The organism is Massilia sp. 05N420, assembly GCF_056397205.1.
Window position 1 is genome coordinate 27178 of record NZ_JBFTMX010000010.1, and the last position, 21534, is coordinate 48711.

A 21534-nucleotide genomic window follows, 5' to 3' on the forward strand; every position below is an offset into this window, starting at 1 on the left:
CAACCCGCCATCCAGGCCATCCAGGACAGAAAAAACATGCGATTAGGGATCATCAGTGCCTTGCACGAAGAACAGCAGGGGCTCGTAGAAGCCATGGAAGGGCCCTACAAGCTCATCCACGGTATGCGTGAGTACTGGGTAGGAAAACTCTGGGAAATCGACGCTGTGGCCGTTCTATCGCGTATAGGCAAGGTTGCGGCTGCCATGACAGCCACCACGCTTGTGGAGAAGTTCGGAGTTACGCACATCCTCTTTACCGGTGTGGCCGGTTCCGGCGATGCTTCGGTGCGTGTCGGCGACATCGTGGTAGCCGAATCCCTGGTCCAGCACGACATGGATGCGAGTCCGCTGTTTCCGCGTCACGAGGTACCGTTGACGGGCCTGAGCCATTTTTCCAGCGACCGCCAGATGGCGCTGGAACTCGGTCATGCCGCCCAGTACTTCCTCGAGCGTGATCTCGTCCAGGCCATCGATGCCCAGGAAAGGGCCGTATTCGGGCTACAGGCGCCGCGGGTGCACCGTGGTCTCGTCGGTAGCGGCGACCAGTTCGTCAGCCACAGGGAGCGTATCCGGGCCCTTGGCGAGGCTCTGCCGGGTCTGCTGGCGGTGGAAATGGAAGGCGCCGCGGTCGCGCAGGTGTGTTTCGAGCTGGGCATCCCCTTCGGCGTGATCCGCACGATTTCCGACAATGCCAATGAAAACGCGGCCACCGACTTCATGCGTTTCGTGAAGTCGGTGGCCGCGCAGTATGCCTTTTACATCGTCAGGCAGTTCTGTCAGGCGAGCAATCAGGCCAACAGGGTGTCGGCCGGCACGTAGTCGTAGCCGAGGTCTTTCGCCACCGCCGCATAGCTCACCTTGCCCTGGCAGACGTTCAGGCCGTTTTTCAGGTGCGGATCGTCGCGCAGCGCCTGCCGCCAGCCCTTGGTGGCCAGCGCGACCGCATGGCCGATGGTGGCGTTGTTCAAGGCGAAGGTCGAGGTCCGCGCCACCGCGCCCGGCATGTTCGCCACGCAGTAGTGCACCACGCCGTCGACCACGAAGGTCGGATCGGTGTGCGTGGTCGGATGCGAGGTCTCGAAGCAGCCGCCCTGGTCGATCGCGACGTCGACCACCACCGCGCCCTTCTTCATGCGCGAAACCATGCTGCGCGTCACCAGCTTCGGCGCCGCCGCACCGGGCACCAGCACGCCGCCGATCACCAGGTCGGCCGTCAGCACTGCTTCCTCGATCGCGTGGGCGTTCGAGTACAGGGTGGCGATGCGGTTGCCGTAGACCAGGTCGAGCTGGCGCAGGCGATCGACGTTTTTATCGAGAACGGTGACCCGGGCGCCGGTGCCGACCGCCATCTGCAGCGCATTCGTACCGACCACGCCGGCGCCGATGATCACCACATGACCCGGCGCCACGCCCGGCACGCCGCCCAGCAGCAGGCCCATGCCGCCCTTCGATTTTTCCAAGTGGCTGGCGCCGGCCTGGATCGACATCCGTCCCGCCACCTCGCTCATCGGCGCCAGCAGCGGCAGGCCGCCCCCGGGGCCGGTGATGGTTTCGTAGGCGATGCAGACGGCGCCCGACTTCACCAGGGCCGCGGTCTGCTCCGGATCCGGCGCCAGGTGCAGATAGGTGTACAGGATCTGGCCTTCGCGCAGCATCGCGCATTCCTGTGGCTGCGGCTCCTTGACCTTCACGATCATGTCCGCGCGCGCAAAAATCTCCTGCGCGCCGGCGACGATGCTTGCACCCGCCGCCACGTATTGCTCGTCTGTCAGGCCGATCTCGGCCCCAGCGCCGGCCTGGACMAGGACCTGATGTCCACGCGCCACCAGTTCGTGGACGCTGGGCGGGGTCAGGCCGACGCGATATTCATGGTTTTTGATTTCCTTTGGAACGCCAACTAGCATGTCTACCTCCAAGTTGAACAACTCAAACGACTGCGCATGTGAAAACCGGGGCGTGCGCCCCGGTCATTTCTTCTTATGATTACAAGCTCAGCGTCATCAGGCTTGCGTTACCGCCAGCCGCCGTCGTGTTGACGCACAGGGCCCGTTCGGCCACCAGCCGCCACAGGGCGGCCGGCCGGTCCGGCTGGGTATCGACGATGCCGACGATGGCGCCGGGACGGGCCGCCAGTGTCGCCTGCAGATTTCCTTTCAAACCGCGTTCGACCATCGCCATCTGGATCTCGACGCTGTCCAGCTCGGCTTCACCGATGAAGCGCAGGCGCTCCCTCACTTCCGCCGGCAGGGTCGCCAGCACCGGGTCGCGCGCATCCGCCAGCACCAGGGCGCGGTTGCCGGTGACCAGCACCGCCGCCAGCTGGTTCAGCAGGCCTTTCGTCCCGCTGGCCGCGCACAGGATGGCGCCGCGCGGCACGAAGCCGAGCACATTGCGCTCGCCGGTCGGGCCCGGCAAAGTGAGGCTGATGCCGTCCAGGGTCGTGGTGGCGTATTGCTCGGCCAGCACGGCGATATCGCCATGGCCGTTCGCCTGCGCCCAGCCCATCAGGGCGTCCAGCGCCGGGTTGCTGTGGCGCGCACGCTGCAGCAGCGCTGCGGCGTCCTTCTGCAGGCGCTTCAGGTAGAGCGGACCGCCGGCCTTCGGACCGGTGCCCGATTTGCCCTCGCCGCCGAAAGGCTGCACGCCTACCACGGCGCCGACGATGTTACGGTTCACGTAGATATTGCCGACGTGGGCGCGCGAGACGATGAAATCGATGGTCTCGTCGATGCGCGAATGCACGCCCAAAGTCAGGCCGTAGCCGGTGCCGTTGATGGTGTCGACCACCTTGCCCAGGTCCGCGCGGCGGTAGCGCACGATGTGCAGCACCGGACCGAAGACTTCGCGCTGCAGTTCCGCCATCGAGCCGATTTCCAGCACGGTCGGCGGCACGAAGGTGCCCTGGGCCTCGAGCGCCGCCGGCAGCTCCAGCGCAAAATGGGCCTTGGCGCTGGCCTTGGTACGTTCGATGTGGGCCAGCAGGTTTTGCTGGGCTTCGCGGTCGATCACCGGGCCGATGTCGGTGGCCAGGCGGTCCGGTACGCCGACGCGCAGTTCCTGCATCGCGCCCTTCAGCATCTTGATGGTTTTATCCGCAATGTCTTCCTGCAGGAACAGCACGCGCAGGGCCGAGCAGCGCTGGCCGGCGCTGTCGAACGCCGAGCTCAGCACGTCCTGCACCACCTGCTCCGGCAGCGCCGAGGAATCCACGATCAGCGCGTTCTGGCCGCCGGTTTCGGCAATCAAGGGAATGTCATAGCCTTCGCGCTGGGCGCGTTCGGCCAGGGTGCGGTTGATCAGCTGGGCGACTTCGGTCGAACCGGTGAAGATCACGGCCTTCACACGCGCATCGGAGGTCAGGGCGGCACCCACGGTTTCGCCGCGGCCCGGCAGCAGCTGCAGCGCGCCCRCCGGCACGCCGGCTTCGTGGAACAGCTGCACGGCGCGCCAGGCGATCAGCGGGGTCTGCTCGGCCGGCTTGGCCAGCACCACGTTGCCGGCGGCCAGCGCAGCCGCCACCTGGCCCGTGAAGATCGCCAGCGGGAAGTTCCACGGGCTGATGCAGGTCACCGAACCCAGTGCCGGTGCGTCGCCGCTTTCGCGGATCTCGTTCGCGTAGTAGCGAAGGAAGTCGACCGCCTCGCGGATCTCGGCGATCGCGTTCGGCAGCGATTTGCCGGCTTCGCGCACGGCCAGGGCCATCAGCTCGCCCATATCGCGTTCGAACAGGCTGCCGACCCTGGCGATGATGTCGGCGCGGGCGCCGGCGCCCAGGCCCTCCCAGGCAGGGAAGGCTTGCGCGGCCGCCTGCAGCGCGGTGTCGACGTCGGCGACCGTCGCTTCGGTCACCTGGCCGACGATATCGGCCGATTGCGCTGGGTTGATCACGTTGACGGCGCCCACGGCATTCAGCGGACCGTCGACCAGCGGCGCCGCCAGGTACTGGCGCCGCGTGGCAAGCTCGGCCGCCAGGGCGCGCAGCACGTCTTCGTTGGCCAGGTCGAGGCCGGTGGAGTTCTTGCGTTCGGCGCCGTACAGGTCGAGCGGCAGCGGAATGCGCGGATGCGGCAGGCATTTGGCGGCGCGCGCCTGCTCGAAGGGATCGGCCAGCAGGGTGTCGATCGGCACGCTCTCGTCGACGATCTGGTTCACGAAGGACGAGTTGGCGCCGTTTTCCAGCAGGCGGCGCACCAGGTAGGCCAGCAGGGTTTCGTGCGAACCGACCGGCGCGTAGATGCGGCAGGCCTTACCGAGCTTATCGGCGCCCACGACCTGGTCGTACAGGGTTTCGCCCATGCCGTGCAGGCACTGGAACTCGTAGTTCGACACACCGTCGGCCTTGGCCCAGGTGTAGATCACGGATAAGGTGTGCGCGTTGTGGGTCGCGAACTGGGCGTAGATGACGTCGGTCGCGGCCAGCAGCTTTTTCGCGCAGGTCAGGTACGAAACGTCGGTGTACACCTTGCGCGTGTAGACCGGATAGCCGGGCAGGCCGTCGACCTGGGCGCGCTTGATCTCGGCGTCCCAGTAGGCGCCTTTCACCAGGCGCACCATGAACTTGCGGCCGCTGCGGCGCGCGAGGTCGACCACGTAGTCGATCACGAAGGGGCAGCGTTTCTGGTAAGCCTGGATCACCAGGCCGATGCCTTCGAATCCAGCCAGTTCGACGTCGAAGGCCAGCGCTTCCAGCATGTCCAGCGAAATCTCGAGGCGGTCGGCTTCCTCGGCGTCGATATTGATGCCGATGTTGTACTGCTTGGCCAGCAGCACCAGTTTTTTCACGCGCGGCAGCAGCTCACCCATCACGCGGGCGTATTGTGCGCGGCTGTATCTCGCGTGCAGGGCCGACAGCTTGATCGAGATGCCCGGACCGTCCTTGATGCCGCGGCCGTTCGAGGCCTTGCCGATCGCGTGGATCGCGGCTTCGTAGGAGGCGTAGTAGTTTTCGGCGTCGAGTTCCGTCAGCGCCGCTTCGCCCAGCATGTCGTAGGAGTAGCGGTAGCCGCGGGTTTCATTCTCCCGGCTGTTCTTCAGCGCTTCGGCGATGGTCTGGCCGGTCACGAACTGGTTGCCCAGCATGCGCATGGCCATGTCGACGCCCTTGCGGATCAGCGGTTCGCCGCCCTTGGCGATCAGGCGGGTCAGCGCCGAACCGAGACCCTTTTCGCTGCTGCTCGAGACCAGCTTGCCGGTGATGAGCAGGCCCCAGGTCGCGGCGTTCACGAACAGCGACGGTGATTCGCCCAGGTGCTTCTTCCAGTCGCCCTTGCTGATCTTGTCGGCGATCAGACGGTCGGCGGTGTCGCTGTCCGGAATGCGCAGCAGGGCTTCCGCCAGGCACATCAGGGCCACGCCCTCTTCCGACGACAGCGAGAATTCGTGCATCAGCGCGTCCACGCCGGAGGAGCGGGTGCGCTTTTCGCGCACGGCCGAGACCAGGCGGTGCGCCAGCATATAGGCGTCGGCGGAAGCGGCTGCGCCCTGGGACAGCAGCCATTCGACGGCCTGGGCCTCGTCGCGGCGGTAGGCGGCGGTGATCGCGGCGCGCAGCGGGGTCTGTTCGCGTTTGGTCTCGGCCTGCAGGGCGTCGAAGGGAACGAAGGTGATGGCCGGGGTGGCGGCAATGTTCATGGAAGTTCTGGGAAAAAGAATAAAAATCGGGACCGGGCTCACATGTGCAAAGCGCCGGTCCATCGGGCGATGGCCGGCGCAAGCGCAAATGTGAATACATGATTCGATTGTAGAGGGAAATCTTCTGGATTAATTCTGTTTTTACAGAAGACTAGCAATAGATAGTTTTTGGTGAGAGAATTTCACCAAATAATATTTATAGTGGAGAGAGAAGAACATGCTGGACAAGATCAGCAAGAAAATCCTTGCCGAGCTGCAGAACGACGGGCGTATCAGCAACGTCGAACTGGCCGCCCGCGTCAACCTGTCGCCCGCGGCCTGCCTGGAACGCGTGCGCAAGCTGCACGAGTCCGGCTACATCATGGGTTACACGGCCCAGCTGAATCCCGTGCTGCTGGACGTATCGCTGCTGGTCTTCATCGAAGTGGTGCTGGACCGCACCACGCCGGAAGTCTTCGACGCCTTCAAACAGAGCGTCCAGCTGATTCCCGAGGTGCTGGAATGCCATATGGTCGCCGGCGGCTTCGACTACCTGGTCAAGGCGCGCGTGAAGGACATGGCGGCGTACCGGGAGTTCCTGGGCAAGACCCTGCTGCAGAAGGGGGTGCGCGAGACGCACACCTATGCGGTGATGGAGGAAGTGAAGAATACGACCAAGCTGCCTATCAAATAAGCAAATCGCTTGTTAGTACCTGCGGCTTCTAAACGTCATCCCCGCTTACTTGAATAACGTCGCCCCCGCGAAGGCGGGGGTCCAAGTTTGTCAGTGTTTCGATAACTCACGCAGAACTTGGGTCCCCGCCTACGCGGGGATGACGGGGTTTAGCGGGAACGCCGCTTAAGCAATCTTCTCCATCTTCACATTCGCCTCCGAAGCCTGCGGCAGCGTCTTCTGCGCCGCAGCCGACATCTGTTCGAGGTTCTTGCGCAGCCAGCGGTGGGCCGGGCTGCGGCCGTCGCGTTCGTGCCACAGCATGTCCAGGTGCACGGCCGGCAGCTGGAAGGGCAGTTCGCGCCATACCAGGGCGTCGGCGGCGCCGGTCGAGGCGATCAGGTGCTTCGGCAGCACCGTCACCAGGTCCGAATTGGCGACCACGCGGCCGGCGGTGAAGAACTGGTTCACGGTCAGCAGGATGCGGCGCTCGCGGCCGACCTGGGCCAGGGCTTCGTCGACCAGGCCATGGGCGCGGCCGGAAAAACTCACCAGCAGGTGGTTCGCCTTGCAGTAATCGTCCAGTTCCAGCTTGCCCTGGGCCAGCGGGTGGTTCTTGCGCATCACCGCCACATATTCACCCGAATACAGGCGCTCATGGCGGATCGGCGAGCCGGTTTCGTACGATAACTGGGCCGCCACGCCTGGGAAGAAGCCGACGGCCAGGTCGATGTCGCCGCGCAGCAGCATCGGCCGCGGCTCGCGCGTGGTCAGCGGCACCATGCGGATATTCACCCCCTGCGCTTCCTTTTCGATCGAGCGCACCAGCGACGGCAGCCACAGCGCCGCGGTGGCGTCCGCCATCGCCAGGCGGAAGGTGGCCTGGGCCTTGGAGACGTCGAAGGTTTCCGGCATCACCGCCGCTTCCAGCGCGGCCAGCGCCTGGCGCACGGCCGGCCACAGCGCTTCGGCGCGCGGGGTCGGCTTGACGCCGTAGGCGGTGCGGATCAGGAGCTCGTCGCCCAGGCTTTCGCGCAGGCGCTTGATGGCGTTCGACACGGCGGGCTGGGTCATCGCCAGGTGGCCGGCGGCGCGGGTCAGGTTTTGCTCGGTCATGACGGCGTCGAAGACGCGGAGCAGGTTCAGGTCAAGCGTGAGGAAGCTCATGGGGGTCCGTTCTGGGGCTGCGTATGTGATGTTTGCAAGTGTACCCGATTTCCATTCACGATCAATATAAGACTCATCAGAGAACGTGATTAGATTTATATGTTGCGTTGCACTATAGTTACCTCGAACCTTAACGTTGAACACTTTCCTGAGCCATGTCTTTCACTGACGCCCTGTTACAAGCACCGATGACGGCCCTGCCGTTCATGCATCTGTTCACCAGCATGCTCCAGCTGGTCCTGCTGGGTGGGCTGCTGATGTTCTTCCGTCCCCTCCTGATCGGCATCGCCCGTGCGCTGGTGCTGGTTGTGCGCCCGCGTCCGTCGAAGGACGAGCTGGCCGCACGTCGCAAGCTGCGCGACGCCAAGCTGGCGCAACAGGCCGCAGTGGCCGTCGCCGGCCCCGCCGAGGTGCGCGCGCTGCGTTCCTGACCAGTTCATACAGAATTTCTCCTTGAACGGCACCCGGGCAACCGGTGCCGTTTTTTTTTCGTCCGTTCACCCCGTTCACCCCCTCGTTTCCTGCCCGCCCTGAGTGGGAATGAAGAATCGCGGTCGACTTCCGGTCGCTCCGGTTTTCTGGGGATTTTTTAAGCAACCGATTTAACAATTAGTCGATATCGTATGCATGGCGCATAAATTCGAATATTCATAAAAATGCATGATGCATGAATATTGATGAGTTTTGCAGTGATTTTAAGAGAGGATGATTTCATCATTGGCATTCTGCGTAAGACAGTCGATGCAGCTTCCTGATAGACGATGTGAAGGCTAGAACGATGCAGATGCGCGTAATTTAATGATGAGATATCGCTACGAAGAAAGAAGTTCAAGAAGAGTCGTTATGTGTGGTTGAATTATCGTAGTTTCGATCTTATCGAAGACATGGGCCGCCAGCGGCCTCGGCATGCCTGATGGGGGCCGGCCTCATCCGGAAATCCGGCAGCTGCGCAGTAAAAAAAATCAGGGTGAAAAAAAACGCGGCGCCGGTTGCCCGGGGCCGCGTCGAACCAGGATGATGCGAGGGTCTTAAATCACTTGGCTTCGCCGAGCAGGGCCGGCTTCAGCGAGCGGTCGACCGGCTTGTCGCCCAGCCAGATGCGCAGGATGGCGTTGTAGAAGTTGATGTCGGGGATGGGGTCGCCCAGCTTCTTGCCGTTCAGCTCAGCCTGGGTACCGGTGCCCGGAATCCAGTCCAGATGCAGCACATCGCCCTTCTTGAGAGCATCGACCGAGGCGAACAGCTCGCCCATCTTGCCGATCTGGGCCACGATCTTCTGCTTCTCGGCCTTGTCGACGTTTTCGTTCAGGCCATCCATGAAGGCCTTGCCGAAGTCTTCGGACGAGATGTCGCGCGCCATCTGCAGGGTCACGCGGCGCGGGCCTTCCAGTTTCATGATGTCGGCGGTGGCGGTCTTCTTTTCCGGCAGGTAGAGGCCGGCCGCATAGACCTTGATGATCAGCTTGGTGCGCATGCCGGCGCCGTTCAGTTTCAGGTCCTTGCCGGCGACCTTGGCGGTGTCCTCGAACTTGTAGCCGCTGACGTCGACCGACGCCTGGGCCGGCAGGCTGATGGCGGCGGCCAGCAGGGCGCCGGCCATCATGCCTTTGACGACCAGTCGGCGCGCAAAGGAGGTGTTGGAAATGGAAGTCATGTGTGTCTCCTCAGAATGAACGGTAATGCATTAGTAATGGCTTAGCCCAGCGTCAGCCGGGGTTCGGACGACAGGCGGGACGGCGCCTGCGCAGTATCCTGGTCGAGCTTGAAGACGCTGACCGCACGCGCCAGACGCGCCRCCTGTTCCTGCATCGTCGACGCGCTTGCTGCCGCCTCCTCGACCAGCGCCGCGTTCTGCTGCGTAGTCTGGTCCATCTCGACGATGGTCTGGCTGACCTGGGCGATGCCGGCGCTCTGCTCGACGCTGGCGGCCGTGATTTCTCCCATGATGTCGGTCACGCGGCGCACGCTCTCGACCACCTCGGCCATCGTCACGCCGGCCTGCTCGACCAGGCTGCTGCCTTCATGCACTTTATCCACAGAATCGCTGATCAGCAACTTGATCTCCTTCGCCGCCGCCGCCGAGCGCTGGGCCAGGTTGCGTACTTCGGACGCCACCACGGCAAAGCCGCGTCCCTGTTCTCCGGCGCGCGCCGCCTCCACCGCGGCGTTCAGGGCCAGGATATTGGTCTGGAAGGCAATGCCGTCGATCACGCCGATGATGTCGACGATCTTTTTCGAGGAACCGGTAATGGAAGCCATGGTGGCGATCACGTGCGACACGACGGAGCCGCCGCGCGCCGCCACTTCGGAAGCCTGGGCCGCCAGCGTATTCGCCTGGCGCGCGTTGTCCGCGTTCTGCTGCACGGTATCGGTCAGTTCGCGCATCGAGCTCGAGGTCTGGGCCAGGGAACTGGCCTGGGCTTCGGTGCGGCTCGAGAGGTCGAGGTTGCCGCTGGCGATTTCACCGGTCACGCCGGCCATCGATTCGGTGCTGGTGCGCACCTCGCCGACGATGCGGATCAGGCTGTCGTTCATGTGGCGCAGCGCTTCCATCATCTGGCCGGCCTCGTCGCGGCTGTCGACGGCGATGTCGCTGGTGAGATCGCCGTCGGCGACGCGGCGGGCGATCTCCACCACCTGAGCCAGCGGCCCGGTGATGCTGCTCGTCGACAGCACCGCCACGCCGAGCGACAGCAGGCAGGCCGCGCCGGCGAGAAGCAGGATCAGCATCTGGGTGCGGCGGGTGACGGCGGCGGCATCCTGGCCGGCCTTGTTCATGGCCGCGTTCTGGTAGGCGACGAACTTGTCGAGCTGCTCGAAATAACGGGTTTGCTGCGGACGCAGCGAGAACATGAATTTCACCATGGCCTCGTCCTTCTTGTCTTCGTTGACCAGGCCGATGAATTTTGTCTGGGCCGGCAGGAATTTGTCCTGGATGGCGGCGATCGCCTTCAGGATGCCCTCGCCTTCGGCATCGCCGACGTGCTTGGCCAGTTGCGCCACCGCCGCGGTCGCCTTGGCGCTGCGCGCTTCGGTATTGGCCAGTTCCTTCTTGATCTGCTCGGGGTCGCTCATGATCAGGACGTTGAGCATGCTGCGCGTGGCTTCGCTCACGTCTTCCTTGACCAGGTTGGCGGCCACCGTATTCGCGTAGCGCACCCGCACCAGCGTTTCCATCTCCTTGTTCAGGCTTTCCATCCGCAGCCAGGAGATCGCCGCCAACAGCACCAGCAAGGCAATCACGAAGCCGAAGCCCACGGCCAGGCGCTGGCCGATCCGCATATTCCTAATCATATGTCTCCCCGTTCCCATCAAAAATAGAATGGACGTGCTATTTTTTTGATAACAAATATAGCACCAATCAATTTGCCCAAATTAAATATTCGGAACTATTTCGATGCTGCGGATGCACAAGCGACAGTCATGCCGACGTCGCCGGAGAGGAAAAGAGGGAGTTTGCTGTGCAACACGGACGCTGGCGGATAGCGGCGCAGTGTTGCGCGAATGTCATAGTCGACGGGGGAAGGACCGGCAGGCGCCGGCCCGAACTTGAAGCACGCTCTCAGGCTGCGGCCTTGGCGGCGGTCAGCTTTTCGTACTTGGCCTGGAGTTCTTCGCGGGTTTCGCGCCACTCCGGATTGAAGGGGATGCAGGCGACCGGGCACAGTGCCACGCACTGCGGTTCGTCAAAGTGGCCGACGCATTCGGTGCACTTGTGCGGGTCGATCTGGTAATACTCCGCGCCCATCGAGATGGCGTCGTTCGGGCACTCGGGCTCGCACACGTCGCAATTGATGCAGTCGTCGGTAATCAGCAAAGCCATTTTTACAACCTCTTGCGTGAAGCTCAGGCCTTCGGTGCGGCGCCGGTGATGGCCGCGATCTTCTTCTGCAGCCAGCGGTCGACCGAAGGGAACACGAATTTGGAGACGTCGCCGCCCAGCATCGCGATCTCGCGCACGATGGTGCCGGAGATGAACTGGTACTGGTCGGACGGGGTCAGGAACAGGGTTTCGACGTCGGGCAACAGGTAGCGGTTCATGCCGGCCATCTGGAACTCGTACTCGAAGTCGGACACGGCGCGCAGGCCGCGCACGATCACGCGCGCATCATGCTTGCGCACGAAATCCTTGAGCAGGCCACTGAAGCTTTCGACCTTCACGTTCGGATAGTGGCCAAGCACTTCGTTGGCGATTTCCAGGCGTTCGTCGAGCGAAAAGAACGGTTTCTTGTTCTTGCTGTCGGCGACACCGACGACCAGGGTGTCGAACAGACCCGATGCGCGACGCACCAAATCCTCGTGGCCGCGGGTCAGCGGATCGAACGTACCTGGATAAACGGCTACAACCATTGCGGCTCCCCTGGAGAAATGCACCTGAATAAGCGCGCATTATGCCTGAAAATTCGGCAGCCGCCCCAGGATAGGGCTGAAATTGCCGTGTTTTAGTGCAACTTCAGCAGGTGAAAGTAGACCATGCCGGCCTTGTCGCCACGCACCAGCTGCCAGCCCGACAGCCACTCCGGCGTACTGTCCTGTTCCGTTTCCGCGAACGGCAGGGCCGCACCCGCCTCCGCATACACCAGGCCGCCCTCCTTCAGCAGGCCGGCGCACAGCGGCAGGGCCTGGCTCAGGAAATCCTGTTGATAAGGCGGGTCCAGGAAGATCAGGTCGAAACGCTGGCCGCGCTGGGCCAGGTCGCGTGCGACGGCCAGCGCATCGGCACGCAGGATCCTGACGTTGTCGGCTTTCAGCTTTTCCTTGATGGTTTCGAGCTGGCGCACCACCGGCCCGAGGGTATCGATCATGGTGACGGAATGCACGCCGCGGCTGGCCGCCTCGAAGCCGAGGGCGCCGCTGCCGGCGAACAGGTCCAGGCAGTCGAGCTGGTCCCAGTCGCCGCCAGTCTGGTGGCGGATCCAGTTGAACACGGTCTCGCGCACGCGGTCGGGTGTGGGACGCAGGCCGAAGGCATCAAGCACGGGCAGCGGCGTGCGTTTCCAGGCGCCGCCGATGATGCGCACCTGTTGCGGCGGGCCCGGGCGGCGGGGATACGAAGGTTTGTGTGAGGACTTCTTTTGCATGGCCGGACTATAGCATGCAGGTGGGCACGGGGTGCCCACCCTACGGCCGAGTCAGGTAGGGCGGGCATCCATGTCCACGATCGCGATTATTTCCCCTGCGCCAGGGCGTTGAAATCGTTGATCCAGCCCTGTATCCGCTTCTGCGCGTGCTGTTTCTGCTCCGGCGTGGTCAGCTTGATCGCGGTCAGGATGAACTTCGAGGTGCTGTCCACATAGGCATCGTAGAAGGCTTTGCGCTCCGGCGCCTCCATGCGGTCGAACATCTCGCGCAACAGGTCGTGCACGGCCGACATGGTCTGTTCCTTGTTCAGCTTCTGGTCGTGCACGCGGCGCAGCAGGGCCACGATCTTCTTCTGGCGCAGCATGCGTTCCTGCAGGAAGACGTCGTTGTCCAGCGGGCGCGCATCCGAGGCCCGGCGCAGCGCCGCTTCCTGGTCGCGGCTGAAGCTGCCGAGCCACAGCTCGAACTGGCTCATCGCCTTCTTGAAGCGGGCCTTGTGCTGATCCTCGACGCTGCCGCTCATGAACTCCTTGCGGAATTTGTCGTTATTCTTGGCAAACTTCTGCTCTATCTGGGCGATCTGGTCGGGCTTGATCGACATCGCCAGGTCGGCCAGCTGGGGCAGCGCCTTGAAGGCCAGCAGCTCGGTGCGCGCCTTGATGTCGCGGTAATCGGACAGCAGCTCGTCCTGGGTGACGTTGCCGTCGCCGAGCTGGCGCTGCATCTTGCCCAGCAGGCCGGCGTAGTCGCGCAACTGGGTCGCGCGGTGCCACTGGAACAGGTTGTCGATATCCTTCTTGACCCAGTCGGACTGGTCGCTGTCGAGGTCGACGTAAGTGTTCAACCACCAGTACAGCAAGGTATCGCCATGATTGTAGGTAAAGCGGATCGTGCTGCAACCTGCGGCAAGAACCATCAGCGCGACCAGAAACAGCAGGCGTGCGCGCTGGAGCAACGATTGGGGCGTGTTAAAATTTTTCATATTATTCAACTACTTTTTCTATTGAGAACGGCATATGAACGTAGTCATCCTCGCCGCCGGCATGGGAAAACGCATGCAATCCGCCCTGCCCAAAGTCTTGCATCCACTGGCTGGGAAGCCGCTGTTACAGCATGTCATCGACACGGCGCGCAGCTTAAAGCCGAGTAAATTATGCGTGATTTATGGCCACGGCGGCGCAGCTGTGCCGAGTGCGGTTCACGAATGGGGCCTTGACGCCGGCATCGTCATCGACACCGCCCTGCAGCAGCCCCAGCTCGGCACCGGCCACGCAGTGATGCAGGCCCTGCCCCAGGTCGACGAGAACGCGCCGACCCTGGTGCTGTACGGCGACGTGCCGCTGACCACCAGCGCCAGCCTGCAGCGCCTGGTCGAGGCCGCCGGCGACGACAAGCTGGCGATCCTGACCGTGGTGCAGGACAACCCCTTCGGCCTGGGCCGCATTATCCGCGAAGACGGCAAGATCGTGYGCATCGTCGAAGAGAAGGATGCCAACGAGGAAGAGCGCGCGATCAAGGAAATCAACAGCGGCATCATGGTGATCCCGACCAGGCACCTGAACGGCTGGCTGGGCGCGCTCAAGAACAATAACGCCCAAGGCGAATATTACCTCACCGACATCGTGGCCCAGGCGGTGGCGAACGGCGTGCCGGTGGTGTCGGCGCATCCATCCGCCGAGTGGGAAGTCGCCGGTGTGAACAGCAAGGTGCAGCTGGCCGAACTCGAGCGCCGCCACCAGCTGAACATCGCGAATGCGCTGCTGGAAAAGGGCGTGCACCTGCTGGATCCGGCCCGCATCGACGTGCGCGGCGAACTGATCTGCGGCCGCGACGTTTCGATCGACGTCGGCTGCGTGTTCGAAGGCCGTGTCGAACTGGCGGACGGCGTGACCATCGGCGCCAACTGCGTGCTGGTGAATACCAGGGTCGGCGCCGGCGTCCAGATCAAACCCTTCTGCCACCTGGAAGATGCGATCGTTGGCGACAAATCGCAGATCGGCCCCTACGCGCGCCTGCGCCCGGGTACCGAGCTGGCCGAAGATGTCCACATCGGCAACTTCGTCGAAGTGAAGAACAGCAAGGTCGCCGCCCACAGCAAGGCGAACCACCTGGCCTATGTGGGCGATGCCGACGTCGGTTCGCGTGTAAACATCGGCGCCGGCACCATCACCTGCAACTACGATGGCGCGAATAAATTCCGCACCGTGATCGAAGATGAAGCCTTCATCGGCAGCGATAGCCAGCTGGTGGCCCCGGTGCGCGTCGGCAAGGGCGCGACCCTGGGTGCCGGCACCACGCTGACCAAGGATGCGCCGGCCGGCAAGCTGACGATCTCGCGTCCGAAGCAGATGACGATCGAGAACTGGACGCGTCCGGTCAAGAAGAAGTAATCCACCGGCTGCGCACAGTATAGCCACAGCTTGGCAACAGCTTGGGCACAGCCTGGTCCACCGGCTTTGCACAGGGTTTTCGCCCAGTCATCCACAAAGTCATCCACAGGCCCGTACGGTGATCCGACGGGCCTGTTGTCTTTATTGGTGTTTGTTTTATCAAGCTTTTCTTCTCTGGCGCTGGAAGCGGCTGCGGCATATCGGGGTGTTGATTGCCGGGGTTATCCACAACGCATGAAACGGGTGCTCGTCCCCGTCGAGCGGCCGTTTTTGCGGCCGATGACACCCTCTGCTCACAAATTCGGCAATGTCACAATCTGTCCACAACCGACTGTGGATGAGTTGTGCATTACTTGGTCGATGGCAAAGTTTACAGGTAAACAGCTTATCCACATTATCCACAAGCCCCTGTGGATGACTTGTGCGTGACCGTATTTTTACACCACGATACGGGTCTCGAACTTGCTGCGAAAGGTCGAGAAATAGGCTTTTACGTTACGCACGTTCTTATGCGTGGTGAACAGGCGGTGCGCCAGCGCGTGGTAGGCCGGCATGTCGGCAACCTGCACCACCAGCACGAAATCGGGGCCGGGCGCGACCCGGTAGCACTGCAGCACCGCGGCGTCCTCTGCGACGACGAGTTCGAACTCCTCCATGCGGTCGGCGGCCTGCACGTCCAGCGTGATCTCGACGATGGCAGTCAGGCGCGCGCCCACCTTGTCCGGCGAGACGATCGCAACTTGCCGTTCGATAACACCGTTTTCGGTCAGCTGTTTGACGCGCCGCAGGCAAGTTGGCTGCGATACGTGTACCAATTCCGCCAATTCGGCGTTCGTATGAGATGCATCAACTTGTAGCGTATTTAAGATGCGACGATCAAGTTCGTCCAAGACATGGGGCTCTGTCGACATTTTTGTAAAGATTTCTTTAAAATTTGAAAGAATATTCCATACTGGATAGCTCGTGAAATAATCTATCAAAAATGGTTGGATTTTGAAAGCTTATTTCATAACGTCTGCTCTACATTATTGACATCTGTTAATTTCTATTGGAGTCCAACCATGTGCGGTATCGTCGGAGCTGTAGCTCAACGCAACATTACCCCTATCCTGATCGAAGGTCTGAAGCGCCTTGAATACCGTGGCTACGATTCCTGCGGCGTTGCCCTGCACGTCGACGGCCGTCTGCAGCGTTCGCGCAGCACTTCGCGCGTGGCCGACCTCGAATCCCAGATCAAGGAAACCGGGCTGCAGGGCTTCACCGGCATCGCCCACACCCGCTGGGCCACCCACGGCGCCCCGGCCACCAAGAACGCCCACCCGCACTTCTCGCCGACCGAAGAGAACGCCCGTATCGCCCTGGTCCACAACGGCATCATTGAGAACCACGACGAGCTGCGCCGCGAACTGACGGATCTCGGCTACAAATTCACCAGCCAGACCGACACCGAAGTCATCGCCCACCTGGTCGACCACATGTACAACGGCGACCTGTTCGAGACCGTCCAGCAGGCCGTGAAACGCCTGCACGGCGCCTACGCCATCGCCGTATTCTGCCGCGAAGAGCCGCACCGCGTGGTGGCCGCGCGCCAGGGCTCGCCGCTGATCGTCGGCCTGGGCAAGGGCGAGAACTTCGTCGCCTCGGACGCGATGGCGCTGGCCGGCACCACCGACCAGATCATCTACCTGGAAGAAGGCGACGTAGTCGACCTGCAACTGGCCCGCTACTGGATCGTCGACGTCGACGGCCGCCCGGCCGAGCGCGAAGTGAAAACCGTGCACGCCCACACCGGCGCCGCCGAACTCGGCCCCTACCGCCACTACATGCAGAAGGAAATCTTCGAGCAGCCGCGCGTGGTCGGCGACACCCTCGAAGGCGTCACCGGCATCATGCCGGAACTGTTCGGCGACCAAGCCTTCCGCGTGTTCAAGGAAATCGACCGTGTGCTGATCCTGGCCTGCGGCACCAGCTACTACGCGGGCCTCACCGCCAAGTACTGGATCGAATCGGTGGCCAAGATCCCGGTGAGCGTCGAGATCGCCAGCGAATACCGCTACCGCGACAGCGTCCCGCACCCGCAGACCCTGGTGGTGACGATCTCGCAGTCGGGCGAAACCGCCGACACCCTGGCCGCGCTGAAGCACGCCCGCAGCCTGGGCATGGTCCACACGCTCACCATCTGCAACGTCGCCACCAGCGCCATGGTGCGCGAGTGCAAGCTGGCCTACATCACCCGCGCCGGCGTCGAAGTCGGCGTGGCCTCGACCAAGGCCTTCACCACCCAGCTGGCCGCCCTGTTCCTGCTGACCCTGACTCTGGCGCAAGTGAACGGCCGCCTGAGCGACGAGGAAGAAGCCACTTACCTGAAGCAGATGCGCCACCTGCCGGTCGCGCTGAGCTCGGTGCTGGCGCTGGAACCGCAGATCATCGCCTGGGCCGAGGAATTCGCGCGCAAGGAAAACGCCCTCTTCCTGGGTCGCGGCATCCACTATCCGATCGCCCTCGAAGGCGCACTGAAGCTGAAGGAAATCTCGTACATCCACGCCGAAGCCTACCCGGCAGGCGAGCTGAAGCACGGCCCGCTGGCGCTGGTGACCGAAGAGATGCCGGTGGTGACGATCGCCCCGAACGACGCCCTGCTGGAAAAGCTGAAGTCGAACATGCAGGAAGTCCGCGCCCGCGGCGGCCAGCTGTACTGCTTCGCCGACGTCGACACCCACATCACCTCGAGCGAAGGCCTGCACGTGATCCGTCTGCCGGAGCACTACGGCCTGCTGTCGCCGATCCTGCACGTGGCGGCGCTGCAGCTGCTGGCGTATCACACGGCGCTGGCGCGTGGTACCGATGTGGATAAGCCGCGTAATCTGGCGAAGTCGGTGACGGTCGAGTAAGAACCCGCTTTATCCCAGCCAGAACAGGCCGCGAACGAAAGCTCGCGGCCTTTTTTTTTCGTCTTGTTCCCGCTTTCACTCCTGCTCCGGCAACACCGAAGAATGATGGCTAGTAATCAACCACTGCTCCCCATCCCATCGGTAAGTAAAGGTATAACGCGCAGGCACCACCTGCCCGGTCCTGCCGAAGGTGAAGGTGTACAGGCCGGCATCGACGGCGACGTTACAGCCGAGGTAGATGCGCCGCAGGTCGATCTTGCCCGACGGTTCATTGAGCAGGAAAGTCTCGAAATACTCCTCTCTTTCCGCCGGCGTCAGCTTGGGCTGGCTGGACACGGTCGCCAGCAGGATGGCGTCGTCCGCATAGTTGGCCACGACCTTGTGCGGATCACCCGACTCCAGCGAGTCGTTCCAGCGGTCGAACAGGGCCGCGATCTTCTTTTCGGAGGTCGGCTTGCACTTTTCCGTGCGTGGTACGTGGGTGTAGGTCTTGCCGGGGTAAGCGGGTGGCGAGGAGCAGCCGGCCAGCGCCAGGGCTGCAACCAGGGTCAGCAGTTTCATGGCGGATCTCCTTTGATGGCTTCAGGTCAGGGATCACTCATCAATATGCGGGCCTATCATAGGACCGTGCGCGGCCAGCTCCGGCGCGCTTGAACTTATGTCGCATAAACGCTGCAAGCGCGCTTGCAGCCGGACGGATAATGCGAAGAACAGCGCCGTTCAGAATGTTTCAATTGTGTTAATACATGGCCGTCAGTTGTCTTAGAATCTTTCCGGATACTTTCGCAAAACTAAGTTTGCATCGAGCTACTACAGCTGGCGCCGGCAATGCGCCCGGCAGACTGTTGCGCCGCCGCATGCTAAGCTGACACACTTATGAGGAGTGAATCGATGAACGAACTGGTCAAGACGGGCATTACCGGACTGGACGAGGTACTGCACGGAGGCATTCCCCGCAATAACAACCTGATCGTCGAAGGTCCGCCCGGCTCGGGCAAGACCACGCTCGGGCTGGGCTTCATTTACCACGGCGCGCTCGACTACGACGAGCCGGGCGCCATCGTGTCCTTCGAACTCGATCCCGCCAAGCTGATGCGCGATGCCGCCGGCTTCAACTGGGACCTGCAGGGCATGATCGACCAGGGCAAGATCAAGATCATCCAGACCAGTCCGGCCGTGCTGCTGAGCGAGTTCCGCAGTGACGACGGCGCCTTCGCCGCCTCGCTCGTCGAGATGGGGGCCAAGCGCCTGCTGATCGACGGCCTGACGCCGCTGCGCCTGTACGCGGAAGTGAACGACATGCCCTTCCGCGAAGACGTGCACCTGCTGATCGAAGGCCTGACGCGTCTGGGCGTGACCACCATGGTCACGGCGGAAAAGGACGAATCGCTGACCGGCGTGCTGGCGCACGAGCGCTTCGTTTTCGACACCATCATTTCGCTTACGTTCGGCGAGGCAAGGCGCCGGGCGCACCGCCGCCTGAAGGTCACGAAGTCGCGCGGCCAGGATTTCATCGGCGGCAGCCACACCATGCGCATCGAACCGGAGATCGGTGTGCATGTGTACCGCCGTGCCCAGTCGCGCCCGGTCGCCTCGCCCGACCAGCCGACCTCGGAACGGCGCCTGTCGACCGGTTCGCCGGCCATCGACAAGATGATGGCTGGCGGTATCTACGAAGGATCGGTGACGCTGGTGAGCGGTATTTCCGGCACCGGCAAGACCGTGTTCAGCGTCCAGTTTTTGACCGACGCCATCAAGAATGGCCACAAGGCGCTGCTGGTCAGCCTGGACGAACATCCGCGCCAATTGATCCGCAACGCCAAGTCGCTCGGATTCGATCTGCAGGGCCTGATCGACGATGGCAAGCTCTTCATCCATTACGAGTCGCCGCTGGAACTCGAACTGGACGTGCACTTCGACCGCATCGTCAAGCTGGTCGAGCAGGAGAACATCGACTGTATCGCGCTCGATTCGGTGGCTGTGTATGAAATGACCAGTGCCGACGAGGTTGCCGATTACCTGTACGCGTTGGCGAGCTTCTTCAAGAACCGCCTGGCAACGACCCTGTTCAACTACGAAAGCCCGGAACTGCTGGGCGTGTCGCAGATCAGCGAGGAACTGAAAGGTTCTCACCTGGTCGACAACATCATCCTGCTCAACTACGTGGAAATCTCGACCGTGCTGCGGCGCGCGCTGGCCGTGCCGAAGGTGCGCGGCAGCCGCAATGTGCAAGTCACGCGCGAATACGAAATCGGCGTCGGCGGCCTGGTTCTGCTGGATGAAAACGGCAGCGATACCCAGGCCGTGCCGCAACTGCCGTTCTCGTCCTACTACGGATTGCTGTCGCGCTCGCCATCGCGCCAGAGCCCGGCCATCGAAGAAGCCGTGGCCAGCGGCAACCCTCTGCCCGACTCGGCGCGCATGCCGAACGAAAATCCCAGGTGATCAAGGCCGAACTGCCAGACAACACACCGGTCGACTGGAGCGACTGGCATACGCCGCTACGGCAGTTCACGGAAGCGACGGGCCTCGTCACGTCGGCCTATGACGCGGCAGGCGTGCGCCACATCGGTCCCCTGACGGGTTCGCGCATGTCGGCCTTGCTGGCGGAACGCTCGACCCTGTGGGCCGAGGACGGTCCCGGTACGGCTTTCGAGCGCGCGCTGGTGCAGCAGGCATGCGCGCAGGCGGATTCCGCATCCGGGCAATTCGGCGAAGGCTTCCGCGTGTGCGCCCAGCCGCTGCTGCTGCGCGGCCAGGTCTACGGCGTGCTGGTGTTTGGCTGGCGCTTCGCCGACTTCAGCTCGCCGCTGGCCTGCGAGCGTATCGCCAAGCAGATCGGACTGGCTGGCCACCTGCTGTGGAACGAGGCGCGGCTCGATGCGCCCGTGTCCGACAAACGCATGAGCACCTATGCGGGCCTCCTGAAAACACTGTCGAGCACGCTCGACCGCCAGCGCGAAACCATCGATGACCTGACACGCGTAAACCGGACACGCGAACTGTTCCTGGCGGCGGTCTCGCACGAGATGCGCACGCCGCTCTCGGCCCTGTCGATGCGCATCGAAATACTGCTTCGCACGATTCCCGACCTGCCGCCCAAAGCGGTCAGCGGGCTCGAATCGATGCGCGTGCATGTGCGCCAGGAAGCCGGGATGGTCGAGGACCTGATCGACGCCGCACGCACGCTGACCGGGCAAATGTCGATCACACGCACGCGTGTCGTGCTGGGACAGGTCTTGCGCGACGCCATCTCGACGGTGGAGCCCCATGCGCACGCCAAGCAGATCCAGATACGGGTGACGCCGGCCGATTACGGCGACCCTATCCGCTTCGATGCGGACGGGCGGCGCCTCCAGCAGGTCATCTGGAACCTGCTGTTCAATGCAGTCAAATTCACGCCGGTGGGCGGCGTCATCCGCATCACCATCCGGCGGCTCGATGGCATGGTCGAGATCGACATCACGGATTCCGGCCAGGGCATCGAAGCGGAAGACCTGCCGCACGTGTTCGGTGCCTTCAGGCTGCAGCAGCACGACAATGCCACCGGTCTCGGGCTCGGCCTGTATATCGCCCGCCGTATCGTCGAGCTGCACGAGGGCACGCTCAGCGTCAGCAGCGCCGGCCGCGGCCAGGGCGCCACCTTCTCCATTCGGCTGCCTGTCGTGGCAGAACTGCCTTCCAGACCTTAGCTTAGGGTCACTTTTCTCCACGCTTTAGC

Annotated in this window: 18 protein-coding genes; 7 read left to right on the forward strand and 11 right to left on the reverse strand. The window is 62.8% G+C overall.

Features of this window, described 5'->3' with window-relative positions:
* Nucleotides 1–36: 36 nt before the first annotated feature.
* Nucleotides 37–819 (forward strand): 5'-methylthioadenosine/adenosylhomocysteine nucleosidase, encoded by a 783-nt coding sequence (locus tag AC1DIX_RS08090; protein WP_477323427.1) that lies wholly within the window; start codon nucleotides 37–39, stop codon nucleotides 817–819.
* Here AC1DIX_RS08090 and ald read toward each other — a convergent pair.
* Nucleotides 789–1904, reverse strand: coding sequence for an alanine dehydrogenase (gene ald / locus AC1DIX_RS08095; protein ID WP_477253817.1), 1116 nt, complete (start codon nucleotides 1902–1904; stop codon nucleotides 789–791). The genes AC1DIX_RS08090 and ald overlap by 31 nt on opposite strands.
* A gap of 79 nt (nucleotides 1905–1983) precedes the next feature.
* Entirely contained in the window at nucleotides 1984–5631 is a 3648-nt protein-coding gene (gene putA / locus AC1DIX_RS08100; protein WP_477323429.1) for a trifunctional transcriptional regulator/proline dehydrogenase/L-glutamate gamma-semialdehyde dehydrogenase, read from the reverse strand.
* Between the two features lie 217 nt (nucleotides 5632–5848).
* Here putA and AC1DIX_RS08105 point away from each other — a divergent pair, with 217 nt between their 5' ends.
* Nucleotides 5849–6304, forward strand: coding sequence for an Lrp/AsnC ligand binding domain-containing protein (locus tag AC1DIX_RS08105; protein WP_435570377.1), 456 nt, complete (start codon nucleotides 5849–5851; stop codon nucleotides 6302–6304).
* A gap of 165 nt (nucleotides 6305–6469) precedes the next feature.
* Here the strand turns inward: AC1DIX_RS08105 and AC1DIX_RS08110 are convergent, their stop codons facing one another.
* Nucleotides 6470–7450 (reverse strand): LysR family transcriptional regulator, encoded by a 981-nt coding sequence (locus AC1DIX_RS08110; RefSeq protein WP_442123922.1) that lies wholly within the window; start codon nucleotides 7448–7450, stop codon nucleotides 6470–6472.
* Between the two features lie 155 nt (nucleotides 7451–7605).
* Here AC1DIX_RS08110 and AC1DIX_RS08115 point away from each other — a divergent pair, with 155 nt between their 5' ends.
* Complete coding sequence (locus AC1DIX_RS08115; RefSeq protein ID WP_477323431.1) at nucleotides 7606–7881, forward strand: hypothetical protein; 276 nt, start codon at nucleotides 7606–7608, stop codon at nucleotides 7879–7881.
* Nucleotides 7882–8483: 602 nt separating this feature from the next.
* On the opposite strand, the gene AC1DIX_RS08120 is transcribed toward AC1DIX_RS08115, so the two are convergent.
* The 6 genes from AC1DIX_RS08120 to AC1DIX_RS08145 form a co-directional block, all read right to left on the reverse strand.
* On the reverse strand, nucleotides 8484–9104 hold the full coding sequence (locus AC1DIX_RS08120) for a chalcone isomerase family protein (RefSeq protein WP_441935126.1): 621 nt from the start codon (nucleotides 9102–9104) through the stop codon (nucleotides 8484–8486).
* A gap of 41 nt (nucleotides 9105–9145) precedes the next feature.
* Nucleotides 9146–10744, reverse strand: a complete 1599-nt coding sequence (locus AC1DIX_RS08125; RefSeq protein WP_477323433.1) for a methyl-accepting chemotaxis protein — start codon at nucleotides 10742–10744, stop codon at nucleotides 9146–9148.
* A 268-nt stretch (nucleotides 10745–11012) separates the two neighbouring features.
* Nucleotides 11013–11273 (reverse strand): YfhL family 4Fe-4S dicluster ferredoxin, encoded by a 261-nt coding sequence (locus AC1DIX_RS08130; protein WP_441935128.1) that lies wholly within the window; start codon nucleotides 11271–11273, stop codon nucleotides 11013–11015.
* A 23-nt stretch (nucleotides 11274–11296) separates the two neighbouring features.
* Nucleotides 11297–11800 carry a pantetheine-phosphate adenylyltransferase gene (coaD, locus tag AC1DIX_RS08135; RefSeq protein ID WP_441935129.1) on the reverse strand — a complete coding sequence of 168 codons (504 nt, stop codon included), beginning with the start codon at nucleotides 11798–11800 and terminating at the stop codon, nucleotides 11297–11299.
* A gap of 92 nt (nucleotides 11801–11892) precedes the next feature.
* Nucleotides 11893–12531, reverse strand: a complete 639-nt coding sequence (rsmD, locus tag AC1DIX_RS08140) for a 16S rRNA (guanine(966)-N(2))-methyltransferase RsmD (RefSeq protein ID WP_441935130.1) — start codon at nucleotides 12529–12531, stop codon at nucleotides 11893–11895.
* Between the two features lie 86 nt (nucleotides 12532–12617).
* The gene (locus tag AC1DIX_RS08145; RefSeq protein WP_477323435.1) at nucleotides 12618–13514 is read right to left on the reverse strand and encodes a DUF6279 family lipoprotein; all 897 of its coding nucleotides are present in this window, start codon (nucleotides 13512–13514) and stop codon (nucleotides 12618–12620) included.
* Nucleotides 13515–13548: 34 nt separating this feature from the next.
* On the opposite strand from AC1DIX_RS08145, the gene glmU reads away from it, so the two are divergent.
* Entirely contained in the window at nucleotides 13549–14922 is a 1374-nt protein-coding gene (glmU, locus tag AC1DIX_RS08150) for a bifunctional UDP-N-acetylglucosamine diphosphorylase/glucosamine-1-phosphate N-acetyltransferase GlmU (protein WP_477323437.1), read from the forward strand.
* Between the two features lie 437 nt (nucleotides 14923–15359).
* On the opposite strand, the gene AC1DIX_RS08155 is transcribed toward glmU, so the two are convergent.
* The gene (locus tag AC1DIX_RS08155) at nucleotides 15360–15833 is read right to left on the reverse strand and encodes an Lrp/AsnC family transcriptional regulator (RefSeq protein ID WP_477323439.1); all 474 of its coding nucleotides are present in this window, start codon (nucleotides 15831–15833) and stop codon (nucleotides 15360–15362) included.
* A 150-nt stretch (nucleotides 15834–15983) separates the two neighbouring features.
* Here AC1DIX_RS08155 and glmS point away from each other — a divergent pair, with 150 nt between their 5' ends.
* A complete protein-coding gene (gene glmS / locus AC1DIX_RS08160; protein WP_477323441.1) occupies nucleotides 15984–17813 on the forward strand; it encodes a glutamine--fructose-6-phosphate transaminase (isomerizing) in 1830 nt (609 codons plus the stop codon).
* A gap of 75 nt (nucleotides 17814–17888) precedes the next feature.
* Here glmS and AC1DIX_RS08165 read toward each other — a convergent pair whose 3' ends face one another.
* Entirely contained in the window at nucleotides 17889–18374 is a 486-nt protein-coding gene (locus AC1DIX_RS08165) for an SgcJ/EcaC family oxidoreductase (RefSeq protein WP_477323443.1), read from the reverse strand.
* Between the two features lie 330 nt (nucleotides 18375–18704).
* On the opposite strand from AC1DIX_RS08165, the gene AC1DIX_RS08170 reads away from it, so the two are divergent.
* Both AC1DIX_RS08170 and AC1DIX_RS08175 read left to right on the forward strand, forming a co-directional pair.
* On the forward strand, nucleotides 18705–20258 hold the full coding sequence (locus tag AC1DIX_RS08170; protein WP_441935136.1) for an ATPase domain-containing protein: 1554 nt from the start codon (nucleotides 18705–18707) through the stop codon (nucleotides 20256–20258).
* Nucleotides 20255–21505 (forward strand): sensor histidine kinase, encoded by a 1251-nt coding sequence (locus tag AC1DIX_RS08175; protein ID WP_477323445.1) that lies wholly within the window; start codon nucleotides 20255–20257, stop codon nucleotides 21503–21505. The genes AC1DIX_RS08170 and AC1DIX_RS08175 overlap by 4 nt, the downstream gene beginning before the upstream one ends.
* The last annotated feature ends 29 nt before the right edge of the window (nucleotides 21506–21534 follow it).

Excerpts from the sequence above, each read along its gene's own strand:
- glmS (WP_477323441.1), top strand. The coding sequence starts at position 15,984 with ATGTGCGGTATCGTCGGAGCTGTAGCTCAACGCAACATTACCCCTATC.
- AC1DIX_RS08155 (WP_477323439.1), bottom strand. The coding sequence starts at position 15,833 with ATGTCGACAGAGCCCCATGTCTTGGACGAACTTGATCGTCGCATCTTA.
- AC1DIX_RS08105 (WP_435570377.1), top strand. The coding sequence starts at position 5,849 with ATGCTGGACAAGATCAGCAAGAAAATCCTTGCCGAGCTGCAGAACGAC.
- AC1DIX_RS08145 (WP_477323435.1), bottom strand. The coding sequence starts at position 13,514 with ATGAAAAATTTTAACACGCCCCAATCGTTGCTCCAGCGCGCACGCCTG.
- AC1DIX_RS08170 (WP_441935136.1), top strand. The coding sequence starts at position 18,705 with ATGAACGAACTGGTCAAGACGGGCATTACCGGACTGGACGAGGTACTG.
- AC1DIX_RS08115 (WP_477323431.1), top strand. The coding sequence starts at position 7,606 with ATGTCTTTCACTGACGCCCTGTTACAAGCACCGATGACGGCCCTGCCG.
- AC1DIX_RS08120 (WP_441935126.1), bottom strand. The coding sequence starts at position 9,104 with ATGACTTCCATTTCCAACACCTCCTTTGCGCGCCGACTGGTCGTCAAA.
- AC1DIX_RS08090 (WP_477323427.1), top strand. The coding sequence starts at position 37 with ATGCGATTAGGGATCATCAGTGCCTTGCACGAAGAACAGCAGGGGCTC.
- AC1DIX_RS08110 (WP_442123922.1), bottom strand. The coding sequence starts at position 7,450 with ATGAGCTTCCTCACGCTTGACCTGAACCTGCTCCGCGTCTTCGACGCC.
- rsmD (WP_441935130.1), bottom strand. The coding sequence starts at position 12,531 with ATGCAAAAGAAGTCCTCACACAAACCTTCGTATCCCCGCCGCCCGGGC.
- coaD (WP_441935129.1), bottom strand. The coding sequence starts at position 11,800 with ATGGTTGTAGCCGTTTATCCAGGTACGTTCGATCCGCTGACCCGCGGC.
- AC1DIX_RS08165 (WP_477323443.1), bottom strand. The coding sequence starts at position 18,374 with ATGAAACTGCTGACCCTGGTTGCAGCCCTGGCGCTGGCCGGCTGCTCC.
- AC1DIX_RS08130 (WP_441935128.1), bottom strand. The coding sequence starts at position 11,273 with ATGGCTTTGCTGATTACCGACGACTGCATCAATTGCGACGTGTGCGAG.